At 62.3% G+C, this 25,613-nt stretch carries 18 protein-coding genes; 14 read left to right on the top strand and 4 right to left on the bottom strand.

From position 1 onward, the window contains the following. Positions 1 to 167: 167 nt before the first annotated feature. The 4 genes from SH809_09085 to SH809_09070 all read right to left on the bottom strand — a co-directional run bounded on the left by SH809_09085 (position 168) and on the right by SH809_09070 (position 5,651). Positions 168 to 2,216, bottom strand: coding sequence for a penicillin acylase family protein (locus tag SH809_09085; GenBank protein MDZ4699845.1), 2,049 nt, complete (start codon positions 2,214 to 2,216; stop codon positions 168 to 170). 32 nt (positions 2,217 to 2,248) lie between these two features. Next, entirely contained in the window at positions 2,249 to 3,934 is a 1,686-nt protein-coding gene (locus SH809_09080) for a PHP domain-containing protein (GenBank protein MDZ4699844.1), read from the bottom strand. Between the two features lie 130 nt (positions 3,935 to 4,064). After that, on the bottom strand, positions 4,065 to 4,403 hold the full coding sequence (locus SH809_09075; protein ID MDZ4699843.1) for a S24 family peptidase: 339 nt from the start codon (positions 4,401 to 4,403) through the stop codon (positions 4,065 to 4,067). A 36-nt stretch (positions 4,404 to 4,439) separates the two neighbouring features. Continuing rightward, complete coding sequence (locus SH809_09070) at positions 4,440 to 5,651, bottom strand: nucleotidyltransferase family protein (GenBank protein MDZ4699842.1); 1,212 nt, start codon at positions 5,649 to 5,651, stop codon at positions 4,440 to 4,442. Positions 5,652 to 6,007: 356 nt separating this feature from the next. Between SH809_09070 and SH809_09065 the strand changes: the two genes are divergently transcribed. From SH809_09065 to SH809_09000, 14 genes are all read left to right on the top strand, one after another. Further along, positions 6,008 to 8,605 carry a GAF domain-containing protein gene (locus tag SH809_09065; protein MDZ4699841.1) on the top strand — a complete coding sequence of 866 codons (2,598 nt, stop codon included), beginning with the start codon at positions 6,008 to 6,010 and terminating at the stop codon, positions 8,603 to 8,605. 188 nt (positions 8,606 to 8,793) lie between these two features. Then, positions 8,794 to 9,513, top strand: a complete 720-nt coding sequence (locus SH809_09060) for a response regulator transcription factor (protein ID MDZ4699840.1) — start codon at positions 8,794 to 8,796, stop codon at positions 9,511 to 9,513. A gap of 383 nt (positions 9,514 to 9,896) precedes the next feature. Beyond that, positions 9,897 to 10,580 carry a response regulator transcription factor gene (locus SH809_09055; GenBank protein MDZ4699839.1) on the top strand — a complete coding sequence of 228 codons (684 nt, stop codon included), beginning with the start codon at positions 9,897 to 9,899 and terminating at the stop codon, positions 10,578 to 10,580. A 465-nt stretch (positions 10,581 to 11,045) separates the two neighbouring features. Further along, positions 11,046 to 12,263 carry a glycosyltransferase family 4 protein gene (locus SH809_09050; GenBank protein ID MDZ4699838.1) on the top strand — a complete coding sequence of 406 codons (1,218 nt, stop codon included), beginning with the start codon at positions 11,046 to 11,048 and terminating at the stop codon, positions 12,261 to 12,263. A gap of 13 nt (positions 12,264 to 12,276) precedes the next feature. Continuing rightward, entirely contained in the window at positions 12,277 to 13,758 is a 1,482-nt protein-coding gene (locus SH809_09045) for an exopolysaccharide biosynthesis polyprenyl glycosylphosphotransferase (GenBank protein MDZ4699837.1), read from the top strand. Between the two features lie 304 nt (positions 13,759 to 14,062). Continuing rightward, positions 14,063 to 16,336, top strand: coding sequence for a polysaccharide biosynthesis tyrosine autokinase (locus SH809_09040; GenBank protein MDZ4699836.1), 2,274 nt, complete (start codon positions 14,063 to 14,065; stop codon positions 16,334 to 16,336). A gap of 214 nt (positions 16,337 to 16,550) precedes the next feature. Continuing rightward, the gene (locus SH809_09035; GenBank protein MDZ4699835.1) at positions 16,551 to 17,060 is read left to right on the top strand and encodes a hypothetical protein; all 510 of its coding nucleotides are present in this window, start codon (positions 16,551 to 16,553) and stop codon (positions 17,058 to 17,060) included. A 158-nt stretch (positions 17,061 to 17,218) separates the two neighbouring features. Then, positions 17,219 to 19,042, top strand: a complete 1,824-nt coding sequence (locus SH809_09030) for an ABC transporter ATP-binding protein (protein MDZ4699834.1) — start codon at positions 17,219 to 17,221, stop codon at positions 19,040 to 19,042. A gap of 206 nt (positions 19,043 to 19,248) precedes the next feature. Further along, on the top strand, positions 19,249 to 20,166 hold the full coding sequence (locus SH809_09025; GenBank protein ID MDZ4699833.1) for a sulfotransferase: 918 nt from the start codon (positions 19,249 to 19,251) through the stop codon (positions 20,164 to 20,166). A 54-nt stretch (positions 20,167 to 20,220) separates the two neighbouring features. Beyond that, positions 20,221 to 21,246, top strand: coding sequence for a sulfotransferase (locus SH809_09020; protein MDZ4699832.1), 1,026 nt, complete (start codon positions 20,221 to 20,223; stop codon positions 21,244 to 21,246). A gap of 18 nt (positions 21,247 to 21,264) precedes the next feature. After that, a complete protein-coding gene (locus tag SH809_09015; GenBank protein MDZ4699831.1) occupies positions 21,265 to 22,290 on the top strand; it encodes a sulfotransferase in 1,026 nt (341 codons plus the stop codon). A 4-nt stretch (positions 22,291 to 22,294) separates the two neighbouring features. Further along, positions 22,295 to 23,617 (top strand): glycosyltransferase, encoded by a 1,323-nt coding sequence (locus SH809_09010; protein ID MDZ4699830.1) that lies wholly within the window; start codon positions 22,295 to 22,297, stop codon positions 23,615 to 23,617. Further along, the gene (locus SH809_09005; protein MDZ4699829.1) at positions 23,614 to 24,642 is read left to right on the top strand and encodes a sulfotransferase; all 1,029 of its coding nucleotides are present in this window, start codon (positions 23,614 to 23,616) and stop codon (positions 24,640 to 24,642) included. Before SH809_09010 ends, SH809_09005 begins: the two co-directional genes overlap by 4 nt. A 184-nt stretch (positions 24,643 to 24,826) precedes the next feature. Then, on the top strand, positions 24,827 to 25,613 hold a 787-nt coding region (locus tag SH809_09000), incomplete at its 3' end, for a hypothetical protein (GenBank protein ID MDZ4699828.1).

Here is a 25,613-nt window from a genome sequence, read left to right as displayed (position 1 = left end):
GTTGCGGATTCGCGCCGGGCCCTTCCCGATCGATCGCCCGCTCACCTGGCTTCTGGATGCCGCGAAGGCGGGACCTGGATCCTCCGGCATCGATGCCGAGGAAGATGCGAGATGGAGCCATGGTTGCGGAGCCTTTGTGGAGGATGCCGATGGAAGTCTAGTCGCTATCAATCCGCCGGGACCAGCCTCGTTTCAGAAGCCGGCTCGGCGTCCTGATGTAATCGGTGGGCGCCGGGAGGCTGGACGGGGATGCGATAGCGGCCCAGGAAGCCGGAGGCGTCCAGGGCGCGCCGGCGGGTGTAGAGGGTGTCGTTGGGCGGCGTGTACGCCCAGGCATCCCAGGTAGCGGAGGACTGGAAGCGATCCCCGGTTTGGAACGACCCCCAGCAAAGTGTCGAGGGATGACCGCGGCCCGGGAGCTGGAGTGGGGCGAAACGTGTTTCGGAAAGGCGCAGGCGGTCGGTATCCACGGTGTTGGCAAACGACCAGGCCGGATAGCGGTAGGTGACCGGGTGGTAGTTTTCGAGCCGCCAGGTGCTGAGGTCGCTGCTCAGCGTATCGGCCAGGTGCGCGACGGCCCGCTTAAATGCCACGAGCAGCGTGTCATCCGGTGGCAGGGTGCTGAAGGCATCCGGGTGGGTGGTGAGGCGCCGGCCATTCAGGCCGTCGAGCCAGGCATCGAAGATGGAAGCCCCGATGCTGGCGCGGGCATACGTGAAGTCCCAGTTGCGGAGGTACGTGAGGGCGTCCCGATCCATGGCCGAGAGGCTGTCCGACCGCCCGAGCGCAGCCAGGAAACGCGGCGCGAGGTCTGCGGCCCATTCGCTATAGCAGTCCTCGTTCCAGCCGGCGAATCGATCGACTCCTTCTGGCAGCCTGTTGAGGGCGTCCAGATGCCGCGCGAGATAAGGCGTCCATGGCGTATCGCCGACGAGGGTGATCGGGCCCGAGGTTGTCTGGAAGGCCGGGCTACCGGAGAGTGCCCAGGCGCCATCGGGTTGCATGCGGATGCCGGCGCCGTCGAACAGCGTGAAGGCGGAGTCCGGCCCGGCCGGCAAGGCACGCCACGCCGCGAGGTCGGTGCCCGGTTCGAGCCCGGCCCAGAACAGCGTCAGAGCCGAGTCCGGCAGTGCGTCGCTTGTATCCTGGACAGCAAGAAACTGCAAATGGCCGCGCCCCGGTCGAAAGGCATGGAGAAATTCGATGCCGTTGCGCCCCTCGATCCGTTCGTAGATCATGGGGGTATCGCGCGAGAGGTGGGCCGAGGCCGGCGCGATCTGGGCCACGCTACGGAGTAGGATGGCCCAGGTGGCTCCCCGGACGCGACCGGCCGGGGTGATAGGCGTGCCCGGTATGCCGGCCACGATGCGCTCGCCGGCGGGTGTCCGCACAATGGTTTCGAGGAAGAGGGGGATGGGGGTGGAGCCCGTCACATGCCGCTGCCCCAGGACGGCGCCGGAGGAGTCGCGGTGGACCCAGGCGAAGCTATAATCGAAGCTGTGGAGCTGGAGCCAGCCGCGCAGCTGGCGATCGGACGCCAGGAAGCGGCGCAAAGAGGCCGGAATGGGGACGTCGCCGGCGGCGGTAGTATCCAGGCGGACGGCCAGCCATCCCATCAACCGTTCGACGGACAGGGTGTGCCACGGCCGCCAGCGGGCCGGTGTCACCTGGAGGATCGCGAATTCATCTTGCGCGAGGAAGGCCGTTTCATCGAAGGCTTTGTTGATTCCCGCCGCGTACGCGCGGAGATAGGCCTGTTGATCGGTAGGGAGGGTCCGAAAGGTCTCCTGCGCAAGGGCATCGAAGCGCAGCTCTCGGGCGAATCGATCGAGTTCGAGCAGATCCGGTCCAAACCAGGCCGTGAGAGCGCCCTGTGCCGTCTGCCGCCAGAGGGAAATCGGCCAGAGATACGACACGGCGTGGGCATATCCCAGCGCCGTCGCGGCATCCAGCTCGTTCTCGGCCTCGATCCTGATGCTCTCATCCTCGAACCAGCCGACCCGGGCCGGCGCCAGGAGTGTGGTTATCTCCAGTTCATCAGGGGCGCTGGCGTCGAGCCCGTACGCGAGAAACCAGATGCCGGCGATGGATGTGACAGCCAGCACAAACACGGCGACGAGTGGGCCCAGCATCCGCGCACCCAGGCCGATAAACGGGAGGGTGGCTCCGGAGGGCAGGTGAGGAATAGGGAAGGGTAGGCGAGGTCGTGTGTTCATCCGGCCGCAATGAGTGGAGCGCTGGTACGACGCTACGGGCGGGTCCGTTTCTTCCTGGGCACCGCCAGCCACGCCGCGAAGGCATCGAGGGACAGGGCATTGAGGCACATGGAGGCTTCGAGCCATCCCTTACGGGCCGCCTCGACACCCCAGCGGGTATCCAACAAGCCCTCGCGGGTATGCGCGTCCGGATTGATCGAGATCAGGATGCCGCGGTCGGTCGCCTCCTTGATCCAGCGCCAGTCCAGGTCGAGCCGGTAGGGATTGGCATTGAGTTCGATGGCGACGCCCCGCTCGGCGCACGCATCGAGGATGCGGCTGTAATCGAGGAAATAGCCTTCACGGACGAGCAGGAGCCGGCCGGTAGGATGTCCCAGGATCGTTGTATAGGGGTTGTCGATCGCGCGGAGCAGACGCGCGGTTGCCTCGGCCTCTGGCATGGTGAGCCCGCTATGAACGCTGGCCACGACGAAGTCGAACGACGCCAGAATCTCTTCGGGATAGTCGAGCGAGCCATCGAGCAGGATATCGCTTTCGATGCCGCTAAAGATGCGGAATTTAATGTCCTGAGCGGCGTAGCCGGCATTGAGCCGGCGGATCTCTTCTTGTTGCTGCGCGACCCGCTCGGGCGGCATGCCGTTGGCGATGACGAGCGACTGGCTGTGGTCGCAGATGCCGAAATACGAAAGGCCAAGGGCGCGCGTGGCTTCGGCCATTTCCTCGAGACTGTTGGCGCCGTCGCTGTAGCGCGAATGGTTGTGGAGCGAGCCCTTCAAGTCCTCGTGAACGATGAGTTTGGGCAGCCGGGTCGCGGCGGCTTCGATCTCCCCACGTCCTTCGCGTAACTCCGGCGGCACCCAGGCCAGGCCGGCCCTGGCGTAGATGGCGGCCTCGTCGGCCTCGGGCGGGATCTTGCCCAGGAGGCTTCTCAGGTCCGCGAGGTGTTCTTCGGAGCCCGTTTGCTCCAGCCAGAACGCCCCGAAGCGGTCAGCGGCGGCTTGATGGATCGCGACGGCGAGGCCGTCCGGCAGGGTGCCGGTCACTCTGGACCCCTCGGCGACGACGGCATCGGTCAAGAACACCGATGCGGCCGAAAGGAGTACGTCGGCGGAATCCGCCACGGCCACAAGGTCGACCCGATCGACCGTTTCGCATTTCCGGCGGAAGACGCCGGCCGGCTCGACCTGGGCGAATTGGGCGCGGAGCCCCTCGATCAGGGGGGTGGCTTGAACGACGGCGTCGGCGTAGCGACGTTGGGCGCTGTACTGCTTCAGGAGCCGGATATTCTCGAGGATATTCTCCTGCGTTTTGGCGCCGAAGCCATCGAGGTCCGCCAGTCGGCCGATCAGGCAGGCTTCTTCCAGGCCGGCAATGGACGTGATTTCGAGCTGCTGCCAGATGGCGCGCACCTTTTTTGCGCCGAGGCCCTTGATGCGCATCATGTCCAGTACGCCGGGTGGGATGGCGCCGAGGAGTTCATCCCGCACTTCAAAGCTGCCCGTTTGAACGAGCTCCTTGATCTGCGCGGCAAGGCCGTCCCCGATGCCTTTTACGTTCGTCAGCGTGCCGGCCTGCAATAGATCGATTGCTGCTGCATCGAGCCGCTCGATCGTGCGCGCCGCGTTTTCCATGGCGCGTGCGCGAAAGATATTGCCGCCCGTGAGATCGATCAGGGCGGATGTCTCCTTCAGGAAGCGAGCTATCGTTTTATTGTTCATTATCGGTATTCGTTCTGGTGGAGGAACGCCGACAATGTACGAAATTGGTTGCAGGTTACAGGTTTGCAGGTTTGCAGGTTACAGGTTTTTAAGTCATCCACACGTAATTGCCAACCTGCAACCTGCCTGGTCAGCGCGCCCTGAACAGTGCGTCGGCGCTCATGGACTCGCCGAGGGTATGGCCGAGGATGACGAGGGTGGGGTCATCTTCCTGGACGTCGTAGGTGGCGTAGCGGGTGTTGATGCTCGAGATGCGTAGCCGGTTGCCCGGCAGGCGTTGGATTTGCTTGACCATTTCGTGCCCATCCAACCGGAGGATGTAGAGGCCGTCGTGGGTGACCCGGTCCGCCGGCACGTAATGGTACGTTTCGCCAGGCGCCAGGTCTGGAAGCATGCTATCGCCGCGGATGGTTACCGTGTGTTCGATCCGGCGGGCGAGGGCCGAGGGTTGCTTCTTGCGGAGTTCCATAAAATACACAGTTGGTTTCGGGAGTGATAGGTACGATCAGTGTTTCGATTGAACGGCCTCGTCGCCGGCATACGCGGAGGCAAGGCCCATTTTGTCACGAATGAGGCGGACGGGTTTGACGAACGGATAGAGGAACGAAAGGGCGGCCGGCAGGGCGATCATCGCTCGATCCTTTTCGTTTCCGTACAGGTACAGTTGCGCGATATGCCAGTAATACGGCAGGCGATCGCGAAAACGTTCGCGCATCTGCAGGTGGAAGTTGAGCTGGTATTTCGGCGGCAGCTCCTGGCCGGTGAACAGGTGCTGGACGACGGCATTCGTAAGCTGCCCCACGGTGCCGTCCCATCGGAGTTCTTTTTTCATGTCACCGGGAAGCTCGATATCCAGCAGGTGCTGCGCGAGGTCGAGCCCCAGCAACAACATCCGTTCGGACTGGATCTCGCGTGCGCGCCGGCGCGCCTCTTCCACGGTGCCGTCATGCTGGTGGCGGACGACCAGTTCGGCGATGTCGCTGATCCAGCGGAGGCGCTCCCAGAAGCTTTTCGAGCCGTGGGCACAAAGGTAAAGGAGCATATCCGCCGGCTCGAACATGAGTACCTTTTTACCCATGAGCGGTATCGGTTGCACCCGGGCGAGTACCTCCGATGGATCGAGCCGGAACGTGTGGACACGGTTGAGGAACGACCAGTGCACCTCGAATACGACCCGTTCGTCGTTGCGGACGAACTCGTAGCCCATCTGGGTATGGAGGAAAGCCTCTTCTTCGTCCGCGTTGAAGGTACGGAATGCGTGGTACCCATTGGCCTCGAAGACGGCCTTCACACGCGGGAAATCCTCGCGAGCGATCAGCACGTCCAGGTCGCTGAAGGGCCGGATTCCCACGTCGTCATACAGGTAAGCGCTTAGCGACGGGCCCTTAAACGGCGCCACACGCAAGCCTTCCGCGCTCAGCAGGTCGAGCATGCGAAGCAGCTCGCGCAGCTGAAAGAGGTTGGTGACGGATTGCTCGCGTACGTGGTTGGTCAGGAATGCCATGACATCCACGGGCGGCGCCCACTCCGGGTTCTGGCTCAGAAACCGGTGCAAGAGCGGGAGGATGCTGTGCGCGCGAGCCTGCTTCAGCACAAATTGCCAGTTGAGCGCGGAGAGCGACGCAGGATCCGGCTGCAGCCGCTTATGCGGCGCTGCGACTGGATAGGCGCTCTGTAGCAGCAGGCTCTGTTCTAAGACGCCAGGGAAGGATGACATACGTCAATACAATTGGCTCGTTGGGTGGGCGCTTTTATGCTATTCGTTCTGTACGGCGACGGATGCGAAATCTGGAGCCAGATACCAGCCCCTGCGATCACCTTTCGACCGAATGAGCATAGTTCTGTGACATTTACCCGGTGCGCCATTGGCTAAACTGCACCCTGCGCCCGGTACGGAGTTGGACTCCGAGGCCGGACACACGGAGCGTCACGGCACCAAAATAGGCACCCTCATTCGGCCTCACGGTGCGCCGCCTTCCGCATTGTGCGAGGATCTCTGGATCGTTTTATCGTGCAAGAATAGATCCTATTCGCAATCCCCCCTACCGACAGATCATTCGCAGCGTGCGGCCGATGCAAAAAACGGTTGACAGTGTGATGGAGCGCCCGGAGGACCGTGCCGCCCGCATACGCGGAGACGGGGATCGGCGTCAGGCGCATCTGCTCTGGGCCGTTGCAGCGGCGCAGTGCCAGCTCTTGCTTAATACCGACTTCCCTCGCGCCCTGCAGGCGGCGTTGCGATCGCTGGGCCGGACGCTCGAGCTGGACCGGGCGTTTGTCGCCCACCATCGCGAGGGCGAACCGCCCCGGCTCGAGGTCGTCGCCCACTGGCTGGCGCCGCATGTCGGACAGGCCGGCGGGCCCCGAGCCGGCGCGTCGCTCGAACGCCACGCCCTGTTTCTGCAGTATACGGATTGGGCGCCGGGCCTCGCCGCCGGCCGGGCGATACGGGCATCCCATCCATCCAACCCCGTGGACGCGGCCGTTAAGTCCTACCTGTTTGTGCCGATCCTCGTAGGTGGGAGGTATTGGGGGGTAATCGGTCTCGAGCATTTTGTAAAGAGCGTCCAGTGGACCACTAACGACGAATCGATCTTGCAAAGCTTATCCTTGGGTATCGGCGGCGCCATAGAAAAACAACAGGGGCTGGAAACGCTGACGGCGGATCACGTGCCGGCGTCCTGGTCGGATGGGGACGGCGCCTACCCATCGGTGCTCGAATCGCAGATATTGAGCCAGGTGAGCGAGGCGATCCTGGCTATAGATCGCCAGGGACTGGTCACCTATTTTAATCAGGGCGCCGAGATCATCTTCGGTCTCTCGGCCCGTGAGGCCATCGGTGAGCCCTACGAATCGCTCGTCCGGCAACGCAACACCCCCTTCGAGAAGGATGCGGCTGTTCAGGCCGATTTGGAGCGAAAAGGGGTTTGGACGGGGCGAGACACTCTGGTATTAAAGGACTGGCGAACGCGCCAGGTGACGTTGTCGGTGACGCCGCTCCGCGAACAGGGGCAGGTGCTCGGCGCCATCGTCGTGTTGCGCGATGTATTACGCGATGTGACGGCCAACCGCCAGCAGGAACTCCGGATCGAACACCGGATGCGTGTCGAGAGCGCGCTTGTCGAGGCGTCGCAGCAGCTGGTCTCGGGTGGAGCGGTGAACTTCGAGCAGTTGTTGGGCTTGATGGGCGAGGCGGTGGGGGCCGAGACCGTGTATTTTGTGGAGATCCCGTCGGACAAGCAGTTGCTGCAGGCTTCGCCGGCGGCGTTGCACGAGTTGTCGCAACCGCGGATCTGGGAAAAGTCGTCGGCCGACACCGGACCGCTCCCTGTGTTCGATTTTGGACCCGGGGCGAATGTCGAAGCGCAGCGACTTGTGTGTAAGTGGAACGGGACGCGGCTTTCCCGGGCCTCGAAGCAGGGGACGCAGACGGCCCTCGCCGTGCCCGTCTTGTCGCCGCACGGCAAGCTCCACGGCTATCTGGGGGTAGAATATGGCGGGCGGCCACCGGAATGGCGCGAGGCCGATAGCCGGGTGCTGAGTGTATTGGGGGACCTGTTGTCGACCTATTTCGAGCGCAAGATCTCCGAAGAAGCGCTCCGCGAAAGCGAAGAACGTTACCGCACGTTCGTCGACACGACCTCCGAGGCGATCTGGCGCATCGAACTGGAGCAGCCGGTGTCGACGCTACGCTCGATCTCCTTGCAGGTCGCCGCATTTTGTGAACAGGCCGATCTGGCCGAGTGTAACCGGGTGATGGCCGTGTTGCTGGGCAGCCGGCACACCGAAACCGTGCTTGGCCGGCGGCTGAATGTCGTCATGCCACACCTGGAGGTGGCGCTGGTCGAGGAGTTCGTCCGGTCCGGCTACCGGCTCCACAACCACGAGTATTCCGTCGCCTGCGTCGGCAAGGCCATGCGCCACTTCGTCATCAACGCCGTCGGCACCGTCAAGAACGACACGCTGATCCGCGTCTGGGGCAGCTGTGTCGAGGTTACCGAGCGCGTCATGCTCGAGCGGCAGATGGTCGAAGCGCTCGAAGAGCAACAGCAGCGTATTGGTCGCGACCTGCACGACGGGGTGGGGCAGCTGCTCACCGGCGTGCGGATGCTCAGCCAGAACCTGGCGGAGAAACTGGCCGCCCAGGAAGACGAAAGCGCCGTTCAGGCCCGAAAGGTGTCTGGCTTCGCGGAGCAGGCTTCCCGGCGCGTTCGGGAGATCTACCGGGGTCTTACGCCGACGCAGCTTTTTTACGAAGGGCTGGCCACGGCGCTCAACGAGCTGGCGCACAATACGACCGGTCTGCCAGGCATCACCTGCACGTTTATGACGGACGGCGTGGTGGATGTCTGGGAGAAAGACACCAAGATGCACCTGTACCGAGTCGCTCAGGAGGCCGTGAACAACGCACTGAAGCACGCCGAAGCGTCTCAAATTCTGATCGCACTCAATGCACGGGGCAACGAGATTATGCTATCGGTGGAAGACAACGGCAAGGGGTTCGACCCCTCGGTGCGCACGGGTAAGTCGCTAGGCCTCAACAGCATGGATTACCGTGCCAGGACAATAAAAGGTGCCCTCGAGATTACGTCGGCCGCCGGCGAAGGAACGAGAGTACGCTGTGTGATCAAGGAGAACCTGCTCCGGCATGAGTTGACGCAGTTCGCGTAGGGGCATGATCCATCGTGTCCACGTGGGCCGTGCGCAGCGGCCATCGCGGACCACGGCGACAGGTCAGTTATGGATGTAAAAAAAGGACCGATACGTAGAGGAAGATGATGGGGCGAATTCCTGGATCCGTAATCATTTAAATGAACCCGTTTAAGGTTGTTCACCCGAGAAACCACAGGATAGATTAGATGAATTCCGCTGAAATCAACACCCCGGTCATGAGTTCGGCCAAGTCGACAGGCGGTCGTATCCGCGTACTGGTAGTCGACGACCACCCGGCCATTCGCGAAGCCATCGCGGACATCATCGCCGACAAGATGGGCATGGAGCTTGTAGGTCAGGCGAGTAACGCCGATGAGGCGTTTCAACTCGTCCAGAAGATGCAGCCCGACGTGGCGGTGATCGACATTTCGCTGGAGGACGCGCACGGCCTCGATCTCGTGCAGAACATCCGGGCGCAGTACCCGCATGTGCAGGTGGTCGTGTTTTCGATGTACGACGAGAGTGTGTATGCCGAGCGCGCGATCCGCGCCGGCGCTTCGGGCTATCTCATGAAAAGCGAGCCCACACAGAGCGTCGTCGAAGCGATCCGCAGCGTGATGCAGGGCGAGGTGTACCTCAGCCGGCGCATGGCCTCGCGGATGCTGAGCAAGATCGCTACCGGCCGCTCCTCAAGCCCCGGCTTTGCGATCGACCAGTTGACGGATAGAGAGATGGCCGTCTTCCAGATGCTCGGAGAAGGCTTCAGCGTGCAGGAAATCACGCAGCGTCTCAATCTCAGCCGTAAGACCGTCGAAACCTACCGCCGCCGCGTGAAGGAGAAGCTCGATTTCGAGACCGTCGCGGAGTTGCTCCAGTACGCCGTCCAGTGGCGCTACGGACAGAGCGATTCTCAGGCATCCCATTAAACGCCAGACCGGAAACCTCGTCCGGGCGTCGTTCAGCGTAAACTCTTCTTCAAAGCCGGCGCATCGCGCCGGCTTTTTGTTTGGCTACAGGATATGCGCTAAAACTACCTACGATCTCTCTGCCAAAGGTTGTGCTCTGGAACCCGGCGGAGGGATACCTTGCGTATCGACAACGACACCAGAGCCTCTGAAAGCCCCATCTCCACCACGTCCGGTCGGGTTTTTTGATGCGCCGCGGTCTTCGTAGACCCGGCGCCGTCTATCTGGTTGATCGTTCTGGATACCGCGCCCCCTCCTCCCGCCGTGCGTTTTGCCGGTATTTTGCACCTACGAGTGCCCAGTCAACCTGAAGCATTGTGAGCGTGAATACTCTCTGGAACGCGATGCCCCCCCAGACCACGCGCGACATTTTTTCGAGGCGAATCAAGGTTATGGTCATCGATGACCATCCCGCGATACGGGAAGCCCTGGCCTACACGATCCGCGATAAGATCGACATGGAGTTGTGTGGCCAGGCCAGTTCGGCGGGTGAGGCGTTCACCCTGATGGAAGGTGTCCGCCCGGACGTCGCGGTGGTTGATATTTCTCTGAAGGACGCACATGGGCTGGACCTCGTGCAGAACATCCGCGCTCAGTATCCGAACATCCAGGTGCTCGTTTATTCCATGTACGACGAGCTGGCGTACGCCGAGCGGGCCATTCACGCCGGCGCCCTCGGGTACCTCGCGAAAAGCGAACCCACGCGGCACATCGTCGAGGCCATCCGGAGCGTCATGCGAGGGGAGGTCTACCTCAGCCGGCGGATGACCTCGCGCATCCTCGGCAAGGTCGTGAAGGAGCAGCATAACGGGTTTATCGTAGGGAAGCTGACCGACCGAGAGATGGCCATCTTCGAGATGCTGGGCCATGGCGCCGGCCTCGGCGAGATCTCCGATAATCTGCACCTGAGCCGTAAGACCGTCGAGACCTACCGCCGGCGCATCAAGGAGAAACTGGGGCTGGACTCCGTCTCCGGCCTCATGCAGTACGCCATCCAGTGGATGCACGGGCAGAGACACTTGCATTAAGGCAAAAGGGAAAAGGCAAAAGGCAAAAGAGAAAACAGGGGGCAGGTCCTTTTCCCTTTTCCCTTTTCCCTTTTGCCTTATCTAATGCGCTTTTGGCGCACCCATCCGGCTTTTTCCGCGCCATTCCGCTCGCGCAGGATCGGTCAATAGAGGCACGGGCGGCCGCATGCGCCGGCGTATTTTTAAGGCACGTTCGAGATCAGGTATGCCCCCGGCGAATGCGCGCGTGCACCACCCCAGCGCCTCTCCCCGTCGTCTCGCTCCCCCCGAATCATCCACCTGAGACGTGCCCCCCGGCCGCGAAAGACCATAGTTTCGTGACACACTCTGGATAGCATCGAGACAGTTCGCGTGTCGGTTTTCCCGATGTTTGTAGCGCTGTATGTGTGTACAGCCTCCGAAGCGACCACTCTTGCTCACGATGGCTAGCGCACCCGGGCACGATCACCTACCGCAATCGACGTAATGTACAGCGATCTGGACATAGCCACCGCGACTCAAGCTACGCAGCCGGCCATCCGGCGTGAGTTGAAAAGTGGATGGCCGTTGCCTCCCTCGGTTCAGACAGCCATCGTGCACGACTGGCTGCCCGTATATGCCGGCGCCGAGCGCGTACTTGAGCAGATGATCCATGTGTTGCCGAACAGTCGGTTGTTCAGCTTAATCGACTTCCTGCCCGAGGATCAGCGTGCGTTTCTCCAGGGCAAGACGGTCACAACGTCTCTCATCCAACGGCTTCCGTTCGCCCGCAGCAAGTACCGGATGTATCTGCCGTTCGTGCCCTTCGCCACCGAGCAATTCGATCTGCGCGGCGCGGATGTCGTCGTCTCCTCGAGTTATGTCGCCGCGAAAGGCGTGTTGACCACGGCCGACCAGCTCCATATCAGCTACGTCCACAGCCCCGTCCGTTACGCCTGGGATCTCTACTTCCAGTACCTGAAGGAGGGCAACCTGGAGCGGGGCATGAAGGGGCTGCTCGCGAAGGCCATCCTGCACTATGTGCGGTTGTTCGACGCCATCAGCGCGAACCGGGTGGACCACTTCGTCGCCAACTCCCGCACCGTCGCCCGCCGCGTGTGGAAGACGTACCGCCGCCGGGCCGAGGTCGTGTATCCGCCCGTCGACACCACGGCGTTTTCGCTCCACCCAAAGAAGGATGACTTCTACCTGACGGCGTCGCGGCTTGTGCCGTACAAGCGGATCGACCTCATCGTCGAAGCCTTCTCTCAGATGCCCGACAAGCAGCTCGTGGTGATCGGTGATGGCCCCGAGTACGACCGGATCGCGGAGAAAGCCGGCAAAAACGTGACGATGCTGGGTTTCCAGCCCTTCGCCACGCTGAAAGATTACATGCAGCGCGCCCGCGCCTTCGTGTTTGCGGCGGAAGAAGACTTCGGAATCATCCCGGTCGAGGCCCAGGCATGCGGGACGCCGGTGGTGGCTTACGGTCGCGGCGGCGCGACCGAGACGGTCATTCCGGGCGAAACCGGCTTCTTCTTTTACGAGCAAACGACCGACGGCATTCGCGCGGCGCTCGATACCCTCGATGCGAACTACAGCCGGCTCGACCCCGAACGCATCCGCGAGAATGCCCTTCGGTTCTCGGCCGATCATTTTCGCACCGCGTTTAGTGACGTGATTGAGCGCGCATATACGCAGTTCATGACAACCGGAATCGAATAGCGACATGGATCTCATGAAAGGCTACGCTGACAACATGTACACCTCTTCGCTTGCGGCCCCAACAGTCACTGAAACGGGCGCCGTACGGACGATCGCGCAGCAGCAGACGCGGCTGTCGACCTCCAAGCGCCTCACCCAGCTCACACTTGTCATGGCGGACGTCGTGTCGCTGTGCACAGTGGTAAACGCCCTGCTCGTCGCCTCGAAGCTGACGGGGCTGGCGCTCCCCGAGCCGTTCCTCCTGATCCCTGCATTTTCCCTCTTCCTGGTGGCGTATGCCGCCGGAAGCCTCTACCAGCCGTTCGCGCTCCAACCCCAGCAGGAGCTGGCCGGGCTGACGAAGGCCTCGGTCCTCGTCTTTCTCGGGTTAATGCTGCCGGCTTCGTTTGTCGCCCCGAGCGCGCGGAGCCTCTTCCTGCTCATCGGCGTGGCGGGGCCGCTGCTCATCCTCTTCGTGCCTTTCATGCGCGTCCTCACCCGGATCATGTTCTCGCGCGCCTCCTGGTGGGGGTTGTCCGCGCTCGTGATCGGGCGGGGCGTCGCGGGCCGCGAGGCCGTGAAGTTGCTCCGACGTTCGCCTGAGCTGGGCGTCAAACCCGTGGCGCTCTTGCAGGACGACATCGAAAACGGCCAGTACATGGGCATCCCGACCCTGTCTAGCACGCGCCTCTACCGGACCCTCGCGCAGACGCATCGGATCCCGTTCGTGGTGCTTGCGCTGGACAGCGCCGAAGAGACCATGTACCTGCGGACCCTCAAGGCCCTGTCGATCTTCGATCAGATCTTCGTCGTCCGCGGCGATACGCCGGACCACCCGGTGCTGGTCGACGCCCGGGATATCGAGAGTTATGTCGAGACCTGGGAGCCGAGGGAGCTGGCGTATTTCCAGCGTATCATCAAGCGCAGCATGGACATCACCTTCGCCAGCGGCATGCTGATCGCCTTCGCGCCGCTCTTCCTGGCGGTCGCGCTGATGACCAAGATCACGAGCCCCGGGCCGCTCTTTTTTGTCCAGCAGCGCCTCGGCCACAAAAAGCGCACGTTTGGCGTTATCAAGTTTCGCACGATGCACGTGGACGCCGAAGAGAAACTGAAAGAGATTCTGCGAAACGACCCGGTGCAACGACAGGAATACGAAATCTACCACAAACTGCGTGACGATCCGCGGGTGACTTCAATCGGCAAGGTCCTTCGCCGATACAGTCTAGATGAGCTGCCTCAGCTCTGGAACGTATTAACAGGCGATATGAGCCTCGTCGGCCCGCGCGCGTACATTCCATCCGAAACACCTCAGATGTTGGGTAAGGAACGCGTGGTGCTGGCGTGCAACCCCGGGCTTACCGGGCTCTGGCAGGTGTCGGGTCGCAATCAACTTAGCTTTGGCGAGCGTGTCGTAATCGACGTCAATTATCGAAAGGAATGGACGCTGTCGCTCGATTACTACATCCTCCTCAAAACCATCCCGGTCGTATTGACGGGCCACGGGGCCAGTTGAGCGAACGGATGTTACCAACCGGTCGTCGGGGTCACGGTGCCTCGATGGCCGGCGCTTCGGACAAACCGAGTACATGCTCGAGCATCGGTGCGACCTACGGAAGGCCTGGCGCGTGATCATCTCGGGGAAAAACCCCCCGGCGTCGCCGACCCAGCGTACGAATCCGAAAGGAGAGCTACCACATGTATATCCCCCCCTCGGGGTTTCGTCCAAGAATATGAATCAATTAGAGAAAAAAAGACGCGTACCGCCGTCGATGTTACCGGCCGAAAGGCCCGGCGCAAACGGCGCGGTTTTTCCGCAGATGGCGGCGCCTGAGAAGACGTCGATCGATCTCGGCGAGATCTGGAATACGATCCTCCAGGGTAAGTGGATTATCCTGGTGACCTGTATGCTGATTTCGGCCGGCATCGTCGCCTATAAATATACCGAGACGCCCCTGTTCGAGGCGTCCAGCCTGGTGTCCATCGCCTCGGGTAGCTCGGCCGCGTCGCCGACCGACCGCCTGTCCACCTACAGCGTCAGCGTGAACTCCCAGGCGGACGAGCTGAGCTTCCTCAACAACTCGGGCGAGCTGAGCCGGCGCGTGGCGCAGCGGCTCATCGAAGTGGCCGATGCCCTGGGCTCGAACGCCTACTTCTCCGTGCTGAGCGCTCCGGAGGGCAGCCCGCCGCTCACACTCGAGGAGATCGCCCTGCGGATCCGCGTCCGCGTGCTGTTCCTGCCGTCCGAGCAGAACATGATCACCATCAAGGCGCTGAGCCCATCGCAGGTCGAGTCGGTCCGCCTCGCCAATCTCTATGCGCAGGAATACCAGCTGATGGACAAGGAACGCAGCCGCGCCCGCCTGGTGCAGGCGCGCCAGTTCGTCCAGGAGCTGCTCGCCAAACGCCGCGAGGAGCTGGCGGCGTTGGATTACCGCTGGGAGGCCATGTTCAGCAGCAGCGAGGCGATTTCGGGTGGCACGACGGGGGAGGTGTTTCTCACCCAGTACGCGACGTTGACCTCCGATCTGGAGACGAAGGAGTTGGAGTTGCAGGCGGAGCAGCGGACGCGTGAGCATCTGGCGAAGGAGTACGAACGCGTCGCGCCGAACCTGGTCAGCCAGGTCAGCTCGGGCATCGATTCGGAAATTCAGGCGCTTCAGGAACGGATCGCCGAGGAGAAAATGAAGGCCGAAGAGTACTACATCTACGATCCGACGCGTCGCGGGCGGGAGAGTGAAGTCCCCGAACTCAACGAACTCATCGTCGGCATCAAGAACCTCGAGGAGCGCAAAAATGCGCTGGCGTACCAGCTTGTGAGCGAGACGCTGAGTGCCGGCACCGCGACAACCCGCGGCACAGTCGAGCCCCTCAGCTACGCCACGCAGCTCCGGGCCCAGATCCTCGAGAAGGACATGGCGATCAACGAACTCACGTTTAACGTGAACGCGTTGAGCCGGCGGGTGAACGAGGCCGAGAAGAAGCTGCGTACCATCCCGACGATGACGCTGGAGCGCCAGCAGCTCGAACGGGAGCGCGCCGTGGTGGAGCAGGGATACAAAACACTCCAACAGGAGCTCCAGCAGGCCGAAATCGCCGAACAGTCCGACATCGGGAACGTCTCCATCATCCGCGAAGCTCAGCAGCCCCTGCCTGTCGGCAACGACCTCACGCAGAGCCTCGTCCTGGGCCTGTTGCTCGGGCTCGGTTTCGGCACCGGCATGGCGTTCGTGCGCAAGGCGGTGGACCGCCGCGTGGCGCGGCCTGCCGACGTGCGGGACATGGGCTTCCAGCTGGTCGGCGTGATTCCGGAGATGCATCGGGACATCAAGGAGAGCCACGGCGGCAGCGAACTCGTCGAATACAACGGCGCTCAGCTGAACGCCCACCTGGTTACCGCGCTCCAACCGGGCTCGTCGATCGCCGAGAACTACCGGCTGACGCGGACGAACATCGACTTCTTGTTCGAGGACAACCCGCCGCAGGTGGTGCTCATTACGAGCCCCGAAGCCGGCGACGGCAAAAGCGTCACCTCCGTCAACCTCGCCATCGCTATGGCGGAAAGCGGCCGACGGACGTTGCTGATCGACCTGGACCTGCGCCGGCCCTCGTGCCACAAGCTCATGGGCCGCGACCGCGCGCCGGGGTTTGTCGACCTGCTCACCCATCCCGGAGAGTTTTTGCTGGAGGAGTTCGAGACCACGATCCCGTACCTCCACTTTATCCCGGCCGGCACCACCTCGAACCGTCCGTCCGAACTTGTCGGCTCGTCTCTTTTGAAAGACGGCATTAATAGCCTGCGCGAAATGTTCGATACCATCATCGTGGATTCGCCGCCAGTGCTGGCCGTGACCGACGCGGTCGTGCTGTCGACGATCTGCGACGCGACGATCGTTGTCGTAAACGCCGACGCCACGGACCAGCAGGCGCTGACTGTGACGCGTCAGACGCTGGAAGCGGTCGGCGTGACTGTCGCCGGCGTGATCCTCAACCGGTTCGACGCGCGCCGCGCCGGCATGAAAGGATACTACATCTACGGGTACGATAGCTCCTACAGCTACGACCAACCCGTTCCGAGCGGAACCAGAGCGTAAGCCGCTGGCCCCCAACACACTGCAAGCCGAAGGAGGGCTCCGGTCGCTGGTCTGCCAGGGGTCGGAGCCTTCTTCTTAATCGCCGTGTTATTTTAGCGGATATTTTCTCGTAACCGCCTCCGCCGGATCGACCGTAGAGGTGTCGTCGTGCCCCGACGACCTCTATGCAGCCCTATTCGACTGATCCCACGATTTATCCCCCCGGTGATATTCCATGATCTCTTCCTCCCGTGTATTGATGCCGCGTTTTCTGTCAAAAAGCGTAGTACTTGGTTTTGTCGTCCTGGCCTTCACGAGTTCGCTGTGTATGGCGCAGCCCGAGGAGCGCATCGTGGACTTTTCGCGTCCGGGCCGGCCGACCATGATGATCTATCTCTGGGGCGCGGTGTCCTCCCCGGGCATCTGGAAGGTGGAGTCGGATGTCGATTTTCTCGAGTTGCTGACGGCGGCCCAGGTCCCCAACATTGGCCAGAGCAACTCGCAGACGAAGGAAAAGGTGTTCATCCACGTGTACAGGGGCACCGTCAGCCGGCGTAACGAAATTTATTCGGCCGATGTGAAGAAGATGCTTTCCGAGGGCACCGCCTACCCGGCGCTCCAGGCGGGCGACATCGTGTATTTGGAAACCGAATCGAAGCAACGTTTTGGTCTGAGCACCATCCTCTCGGGCATCGGCGCCGCCTCCGCGCTGGTGCTGCTGATCATCCGTATTGGGAATGTATAGTTGCACGTTGACAGGTTACAGGTTACAGGTTTTTATGGGATGTGATCATCCACTGTAGCCTTGGAATCTACCAACTTGCTAACCTGCGACCCTTCGAGTCCGTCGGCTAGAGCCGCCGTCCCTCGGGACATGCCCGCCAACATGCCAACCACTATCTCATGATTTCATTTATTAGCAAACGATTGAGCCGAGAGGTCCGCATTCTTCTGGGCATCTTTCGTGAGCACTGGTACTTTCTGTTTCTGACGTGCCTGTTTGCGCTCCTCACGGCCGTTTTCGAGGGCGCCAGCATCGGCATGTTGATTCCGTTTCTGCGCAACATCGCAGATACGGATGTGGAGACGTTCCAGACGGGGTGGCTGTGGTTCGATACCTGGGTATTGCATGTGGATGGGACGCAACTCGAACGCATGTACCGGATCTGTGGTATCATCCTCGTCGCGTCGTGGTTGCGGGCGATATTCGGGTTTCTGTCGGAGTATTATGCCACGATCGCGCGGGTTCGATATGTCGAGGGGATGCGGGCGCGGATCATCGACCAGCTGTTGTCCGTCTCGCTGCGGTATTTCTCGAAGACGCGCGCCGGCGAGATCATCAACAGCCTCACGACCGAGATCAGCCGCGTCATCCAGTCGCTCCAGGCTATCAACGTCTTCATCATCCGTGGTGCGTTGATGCTGGTGTATGTCGGCCTGATGTTCTACGTCTCGTGGCAGCTGTCGCTGATCATCCTGGTCTGTTTCGGCGGCCTCTCGTTGTCCCTCGGGCGGTTTTTTAAGCGCATCAAGAAGGGTGGCGAGCGGGTCACCTCGGCCAGCGGGGTGTTCACCTCCACGCTGACGGAGTTGATCGGCGGGGTGCGGACGATCGCGGCCTACAACACGCAGGACTTCGAGCGCCGGCGGGTCAACAAAGCCATCAATCGGCTCGCGAAGGCGATGATCCGCAACGGGTACGAGCGCCTCAAGGTCACCCCGATCTCGCAGGGCGTCATTAGCACGTTACTTATCGTCATCATCCTCGTCGCCACGCAATATTATGTATTGCCAGGTAAACTGGATGTCGCACTGCTGCTCGCCTTCGTCTTCGCGCTGGTGCGCATGATGCCGCTCATCACCGAGTTGAACAAAAACCGCGGCACCTGGGCTAGCCTCCATGGGTCGCTCATCAACGTGGCGGAGTTGCTCCGGACCGACAACAAGCCGTACCTCGTCGAGGGGAAGGGCACCATCCAATCGCTGAAGGAAGGCATCGTATTCGAAAACGTGTCTTTCGGGTACGACAGCGACAGCGAGGTGCTGCAGGACATCAACGTCCGCATCGAGCGCGCCCGAACGACGGCCATCGTGGGCACGTCCGGCGCCGGCAAATCGACCCTCGTCGATCTCATCCCGCGCTTCTACGACCCCACACAGGGCCGCGTGTTGTGGGATGGCGTGGACCTGCGCGACGTGAACTCCCGGTCCCTCCGCGAGAAGATCGCCGTCGTCAGCCAGAGCACCTTCATCTTCAACGACTCCATCCGCGCCAACATCGCGTACGGCCTTGGCGACATCCCGGACGAGCGGATCCTTGAGGTCGCCGGTCAGGCGAACGCGCTGGAGTTCATCGCGGACATGCCGGCCGGGCTCGACACTGTCCTCGGCGATAGCGGCATGCGCCTCTCCGGCGGCCAGCGCCAGCGCATCGCCATCGCCCGCGCCATCCTCCGGGACCCGGACATCCTCATCCTCGACGAGGCCACGAGCGCGCTCGACAGCGTCTCCGAAAAACTTGTCCAGCAATCCCTCGAACGCCTCATGCGCGGCCGGACCGTCATCGCGATCGCCCACCGGCTATCCACCGTCGAAAACGCCGACTGGGTCGTGGTCGTCGAAAAGGGCCGCATCGTCGAACAAGGGCCCTATAGCGAATTGCTCCGGAAAAAAGGCAAACTCTGGGAGTTTCATTCGATCCAGTTCCAGCAAGCCATCGAAGCGTGATAAAAAATTAAAAATCCAAGATTAAACATTAAAAATGAGCCCGTAGGCCGGGTTAGCCGATTGTTGATGGCAATGGCATTTTAACAACCCGTAGGCCGGGTTAGCGCAGCGTAACCCGGCGGCGTTTGAAGAAGGCAAAAGGAAGTAACCCGGCGGCGTTTGAAGAAGGCAAAAGGAAGAAGGCAAAAAGGTAAAATTCGGAGGTCATGAGTATAGCCACAGCCATCGTAACGCAGGCCGACGCGGCGCTCTCGCGGATGCACCGCAAGCTGAAACGGTATCTCGAACGCGGGCGCATCGCTAAGAAGAAGGAGTTGCAGCTCACGCTAGGCAAGGCGTACGAGCGCGCGTGGAACGGCTTCCCCTGCGTTTTTGCGTTATCGACGGGGCGGACGGGGACGCAGACGATGGCGTCGATGCTGAGCCTATCGCCGCAGGTGCTGGCGCAACACGAGCCGGCGCCGCGCCTGGTGCGCGCCTCCTACGAGGCGTTCATGGACGAACAGGAGGGCTGGATGGAACGCTGGCAGCCGTTTGCGCTTGCCGTTCGGGACGACTTCGTGCTCGAGGCCAGCGCCGAAGGGCGCGTCTACGTCGAATCCAACAACCGGATCACCTACATGGCGCCAGCCTTCGCGGCGGCGTTTCCGGATAGCCGGTTTATCTTTTCCCACCGCGATCCCTACCAGGTCATCCGGTCGGGCATGCAGCGCGGCGCCTACCAGGGAGGCAACATGGCGTGGAATTTCGCCCGCATCCACCCGCGGACGGACGATCCGGCGTATGCCGCCTGGGATTCGTACTCGAATCTCCAGCGTGAAGCCTGGCGCTGGGCGCGCATCAACGGGTACGCGCGGGCTTTTTTTGATACCCTGCCTGAAGAACGGCGGCTCGATCTGCCCGCACGCGCATTCTTCAGTAACGACATGGAGATCTACAGGAAGCTGTTTGCATTCGTCGGCGTCCCGTGTCCCGACGAAGGGGCCATACGGGCCGTGACAGGCAAACAGCTGAACGCGCAGGCACACTTCGATGGGCTCGATTTCGAGTGGACCGACGCGCTGCGCGCGGAAGTCCGGCCGATCGTGCAGCCCGTGGCGGAAGCGCTCGGGTACACGGTTTAGCTTAACTAGCATAGCCTGACGATCGATTCCCTCATACAACAACCCCTACTCGGAATGGTCGAAGCGCCCATCCATAACGAAACATCGGAAGCGCTGGCGGCGGGCTCGTCGGTCGACTGGCGTCGCGAGCCCATCTTTATCGTGGGTATCATGCCGCGGAGTGGGACAAATTTCCTGCACCGGCTGTTGTGTCAGCATCCGGACTGCGGGGCGATCAACACGACGCCGGTCCGTGAAGACTATCTGCTCCACCACATCGAGGGCCTGAACCGGTATGTCGGCCGGCTCCGCTGGCAGTGGGGGCACTGGGGGGCCGACGAGGGGTTCGTCCAGGCGCTGGCGGACCGCCTCGGGCTCGGCGCGGCGGCGTTCCTGAAGTCGCTCTCCGGCGCGCGCCGGATCGTTACCAAAACGCCCAGCGTCGCCAACCTGAACCTGTTTGCCCGTTACTTCCGGCACTCGCCGCTGCTCGTGATCGTGCGGGACGGCCGATCGGTCGTCGCCTCGGGCATGTCCGGCTTCGGCTGGAAGTTCGAGACCGCCACCCGCGAGTGGGCTGCCGCCGCGCGCGCCATCGCCCGCTTCCGCGAACGGGGCGACAGCGCCGCGTTTCGTTTCCAGGTGGTGCAATACGAGCGGCTGAGCGCCGAGACGTCCGCCAGCCTGCAGGATATCTTCACGTTTCTGGAGCTGGACGCAAACCGCTACGACTTCGAGAAGGCCGGCCAGACCCCCATTTACGGCTCCTCGTTCGAGTCGAAGGAGGGCGAAGCCCTTACCTGGAAGCCGAAGGAGAAGCCCGCTAATTTCGACGCCGGCGCCCGGTGGACGTCCTGGTCTCGTTTTCAGCGCGAGCGCTTCGACTGGCTCGCCGGCGACGAATTGACCTCGCTCGGGTACGAGCGAGAAACCCATGGCGGCGCCCGCCTGCCGTGGGGCGTCCTGAATCGGCTGCTCGACGGCTGGTACCATGTGAGCCGCATGCCGCGCCGGTTGGCCCGGAGTGTCCGGGAGGCGTCAAAGGCCTTTGTGACTCACCTCAGCGGCCGGCACGTTGAAAAGGCGGATCTCCGCCGCTAACGCTTGCGACCCCGCATCATGTCCGCTACACCCACGCCATTTTTTATTGTCGGCGCGAGCCGCTCGGGCACCACCATGCTCCGGCTGCTGCTCAATGCGCACTCGCGCATCGGCGTGCCCAAGGAGCTGGCTTTTTTTACGCAGGCCATGCAAAAGGGCGCGCTTACGGCGTCGGCCCGGGGCCGGCTCACCGCCGCGACCCAGCGCGACTTCCTGCACGCCTTCCTGACGAAGAAGCACCACATCTTCACCCGGGTGGATGTGGCCGCGCTCGAGGCCTCCATCCTGAAGGCGCACCCGACCGATCTTCGGGCCGCGCTTGACAGCGTGATGGCCGCCTGGTTGACGGAACAAGGCAAAGAGCGCTGGGGCGAAAAAACGCCCAAAAACCTCTTTTACGTCGATTACATCCACGCGCTGTACCCCGAGGCGCGGTTCATCCACATCGTCCGCGATCCACGCGCCGTCGTTTATTCCATGAACCGATTCGCCCGGTTTTTGAACGACAGCGTGTTAAATGCCTTCAACTGGTACCTGTCGGTGAAGGACGGGTACGGGCTGCTGAAGCGGGCGGTGCCGGCGTCGCTCGTGATGACGATCCGATACGAGGACCTCGTCGCCGGCGTCGAGGACACCGCGCGGCGGATGTGCGAATTCCTGGGCGAGTCGTTCGAGCCGGCGATGCTGGACTTCTACCGCGAGTCCGAAACCAACATCCACCCGGCGTCCGCCGAACTGGGCGGCGTCAATACCCTGACACAGCCGATCTCCACGGCCAGCGTGGATAAGTGGCGGGGTGGGCTGGCGACAAGCGAGATCGCCCTCGTGGAAGCCGTGTGCGGACCTCTGATGGAGGAGATGGGGTATACCCTGACCGGGGAGCGGCTGGCGGGAAGCGCGCACCTGTCGCTCCAGGCCAGGCTCGCCTACTGTCAGGTTCAACGCTGGCGGCACCGGCGGATGCGGGCGTACCAAATTGCGTCCATGCCCTTCGAACGGTCGCGCGGGACGGTGAAAAAATGGGTGGGCGATGAGGATGAATAGGCACTTGCTCTGCATCTCCTATCGATTTCCGCCTGAAACGTACCCGCTGACCTCCCGTGTCAAGAACATGCTCGAGCACCTGGAGGCGAGTTGGGACATCACGGCGATCACGGCCGCGAAGGATCCGCGGGTGGGGAAAAACATCGAGATCCACCGGGTGCCGCCGGCCACGCCGGAGCGCGCCTTCCGGTGGCTCAAACGGCTGCGGCTCGGCAAGCTGATCGACCTGTTCGTGTGGCCCGATGCCTTCATCTTCTGGATCGTGCCGGCCCTGTTCGAGGCGCGCCGGCAACTCCGCAAGCGCCGGCCGGACGCGATCCTCGTCTTCATGATGCCCTATTCCAGCGGCATCCTCGGCCTGCTGCTCAAGCGCCTCACAGGGCTTCCGCTGGTGTTTAACCTGAACGACAGCATCACCTGTTCGGACATGAACCCGAGCCACCCGACCCGGCTGCATTACGCGCTGGCGAACTGGCTTGAAAACCGGTTCGTCCGCCAGGCCGATGCGCTGATTTATGTCTCCAAACGGAATGTCGAACGCATCGCGGCGCGGCAGCCGGAAAAGCACCGGGCCAAGTTACGCCTCATCCGCCGGGGCGCGCGGCCGTTGAACCGGGCCGACATGGCGCCCCCGCGCGACGGCACCTTCCGGATCGTCTACACCGGCGGCATGAGCGGGTGGTACCCGTTCCTGGACGATCGCGAGGCGCCGTCGCTCGGCAAGCGGCTGTACCACGCCTGGATGAAACTGGGCCGGTATCGCCTCGTCTCGCTTGACCACCGCAGTCACAGTCCGGTCTACATCGGTCTCGCGATTCGCCAGGTGATCGAGCGGCACCCCGAGTGGGCCGGCCGGATCGAAATCAGCGTTTACGGCAACCAGTATCCGGTCGCACTGGTCGACCGCGTGCTCCGGATGCACGAAATCGAAGGATTCGTCCACGTTTATCCGCCAGTGCCCCACGCCGAGGTGAAGGACAAAGTGCGGCAGGCCGATCTGCTCTTCATGGCCCTGCCCGAACGCACCGACGGATCGCCCGGAGGGCGCATCTCCGCTAAAACGTACGAGTACCTGATGACGGATCGACCGATCCTTGCGGCGGTGCCGGCCGGCGAGAATCAGGAATTCCTGATCGACAAACCGGGCGTCCATCTGGTGGGCCCGCGCGATACCACGGCCATGGCCGCCGTCATCGAGCGGCTGGCCGGCGTGACGTTCGACGGCGGCGACCTGGCCATCGATCGGACCGCTTTCCAGGTGGGGATGACCAACCAGGCACGGGCGAAAGCGTTTGCCGACTTGCTCGACCAGGTAGTCCGCGCATGAAATCGCCCATCTTCATCGTGGGCGCCAACCGATCGGGCACGACCTTGCTTCGCCTGATCCTGAATGCGCACCCGAACCTCGCCATTCCGGAGGAGGTCGTCTATTTCGGCTCGTCGCTCGCCGGCGTCTCGATCGATCGCTGGCGGGACCCCGGGTTGACGAAAGAGGCCTATACGTCGTTTGTCATGCAGTTTCTGGACAACAACTGCCAGCCGCTCGGCGACATCGACCGCGACGAGTTGCTCGATACGATTCTGGAAGAGGGTCCGGCCGACTTCCGCCGCCCCTACCAGTGCGTCCTCGAGTCGTGGGCCGCCCGGCAGAGGAAAATCCGCTGGGGCGAAAAAACGCCGGGCAATCTGTTTTATGCCGACATCATCTACGAGATGTTTCCGGACGCCCGCTTTATCCACCTCGTGCGCGACCCGCGCGCCGGCGTCTCCTCTATGCTCGGCACCAGCTTCTTTCCGAACGACGTCGTGTTCAACGCGCTCGGGCGGGCCAAATTCATGACCGAGGGGCGGGCGCTCCTCGAACGCCATGTGCCGGCCGAACAGCGATTCTTGCTCCGGTACGAGGATATCGTGGCCTCGCCGGAGCCCACCATTCGCGCCCTGTGCGACTTCCTGGGCGAGGCATTCGAGCCGGCGATGATGGACTTCCACGAAGGCGCCAGCAAGTTCATGAAAAAGGAGGCGGCCATGGATTTTAACGCCGCCGCCACACGGCCCATCTCGGCCGACATGCGCGACAAGTGGCGCGCGAAGCTTGATACCGCCGACATCGCCAAGATCCAGGCCGTCTGCCGACGGGTGATGGCCGATTATGGCTACGAACTGGAGCCGGCCACGCTCGGCCTCACCGATCGGCTCGAAGTCTGGATCAAACAATTGTACTGGCGCTACCAGACGTACCGCAACCGCCACGTCCGCCACTACACCGTCAAATCCATGATGTTCGCCCGCGTCCGTGGGCGCATGCGGAAAAAGCTCGGCGGGCTCCAGAAACAGAGCGGGCCCGCGTGAAGAGCCACTCGGAATGGTAGGTCGCATCGAAGTCGTGAATGACCCTACAATAAACTGCTAGAAAACGACTTCACGGGGCCGCCGCTTTCTGCGTTTGAGGGCTGGCGGGATGATTGCAGCATATACCCATTGCGTATCACGATAGGCTCGCGATCGACGAGTCTCGCCTGGAATACCAACCCCTATGCGCCTACTTGCTTGCAGGACCCCATTCGGAAAAGGCGGGCTGGGACAGCATTTTGCTCATCTCGTTGAGGAATCGCGAGCGAGTGGGGAGCTGGCGGGGTATTACGCCCATACCCTGAAGCCCGGCGATGAAGCGATCGGGCACCGGGTAGATTTTGTGAAGCTGACCGCGCTCAAGCGGTATTCCCCGCTCCGGTTCATGCCCCTGTTGATGAGTTACATCGGGGAGGAGGTGTTCGACAAACGCGTCGCCGGCCAGCTGTCGGTCCGCGCCGAAGCGTTTATGGGGTTTGTCGGGAAGTCGCTCCACACCTTCGGCCGCGCCCGGGCGCTCGGGTACACCACGCTGGAACTCATCGCCGCCAACAGCCATGTGCGCAACGTGCAGCGCCGGCATGCCGAGGCCGCAAAGCAGCTGGGCATCCGCGATACCTGGCTCAACGAAGCGCTCGCGCGCAAAACGATGCGCGAATACGCCGAGGCCGACTTCATCTACACCCATTCCGAGTATACCCGGGACTCGCTCCTCGCCGAGGGCATCCCGGAGTCCAAGCTTAAAAGAACGTACCTCACGGCCGATCCTCGTTTTGTGCCCCCTGCCGAACGCATCGCCGACGGACGCTTCCGGATCGCCTATATTGGCCGTGTCGACGCCACGAAAGGGGTGCCTCTCTTGATCGAGGCCTTTGGCCGTTTGAAGCACCCGGACGCCGAACTGACGCTGGTCGGCGGCTGGGCGTCTTCGGTGATGAAACGGCAGGTGCCGGCCTGGATGGCCCGTGACC

This window comes from Rhodothermales bacterium, from assembly GCA_034439735.1.
GTDB lineage: Bacteria > Bacteroidota > Rhodothermia > Rhodothermales > JAHQVL01 > JAWKNW01.
This window is presented reverse-complemented; position numbering and strand designations above follow the sequence as displayed.

Bases quoted from the DNA above. Each gene is read 5' to 3' on its own strand.
- SH809_09085 (MDZ4699845.1), bottom strand. From the start codon at position 2,216: ATGAACACACGACCTCGCCTACCCTTCCCTATTCCTCACCTGCCCTCC.
- SH809_09080 (MDZ4699844.1), bottom strand. From the start codon at position 3,934: ATGAACAATAAAACGATAGCTCGCTTCCTGAAGGAGACATCCGCCCTG.
- SH809_09075 (MDZ4699843.1), bottom strand. From the start codon at position 4,403: ATGGAACTCCGCAAGAAGCAACCCTCGGCCCTCGCCCGCCGGATCGAA.
- SH809_09070 (MDZ4699842.1), bottom strand. From the start codon at position 5,651: ATGTCATCCTTCCCTGGCGTCTTAGAACAGAGCCTGCTGCTACAGAGC.
- SH809_09065 (MDZ4699841.1), top strand. From the start codon at position 6,008: ATGCAAAAAACGGTTGACAGTGTGATGGAGCGCCCGGAGGACCGTGCC.
- SH809_09060 (MDZ4699840.1), top strand. From the start codon at position 8,794: ATGAATTCCGCTGAAATCAACACCCCGGTCATGAGTTCGGCCAAGTCG.
- SH809_09055 (MDZ4699839.1), top strand. From the start codon at position 9,897: ATGCCCCCCCAGACCACGCGCGACATTTTTTCGAGGCGAATCAAGGTT.
- SH809_09050 (MDZ4699838.1), top strand. From the start codon at position 11,046: ATGTACAGCGATCTGGACATAGCCACCGCGACTCAAGCTACGCAGCCG.
- SH809_09045 (MDZ4699837.1), top strand. From the start codon at position 12,277: ATGAAAGGCTACGCTGACAACATGTACACCTCTTCGCTTGCGGCCCCA.
- SH809_09040 (MDZ4699836.1), top strand. From the start codon at position 14,063: ATGGCGGCGCCTGAGAAGACGTCGATCGATCTCGGCGAGATCTGGAAT.
- SH809_09035 (MDZ4699835.1), top strand. From the start codon at position 16,551: ATGATCTCTTCCTCCCGTGTATTGATGCCGCGTTTTCTGTCAAAAAGC.
- SH809_09030 (MDZ4699834.1), top strand. From the start codon at position 17,219: ATGATTTCATTTATTAGCAAACGATTGAGCCGAGAGGTCCGCATTCTT.
- SH809_09025 (MDZ4699833.1), top strand. From the start codon at position 19,249: ATGAGTATAGCCACAGCCATCGTAACGCAGGCCGACGCGGCGCTCTCG.
- SH809_09020 (MDZ4699832.1), top strand. From the start codon at position 20,221: ATGGTCGAAGCGCCCATCCATAACGAAACATCGGAAGCGCTGGCGGCG.
- SH809_09015 (MDZ4699831.1), top strand. From the start codon at position 21,265: ATGTCCGCTACACCCACGCCATTTTTTATTGTCGGCGCGAGCCGCTCG.
- SH809_09005 (MDZ4699829.1), top strand. From the start codon at position 23,614: ATGAAATCGCCCATCTTCATCGTGGGCGCCAACCGATCGGGCACGACC.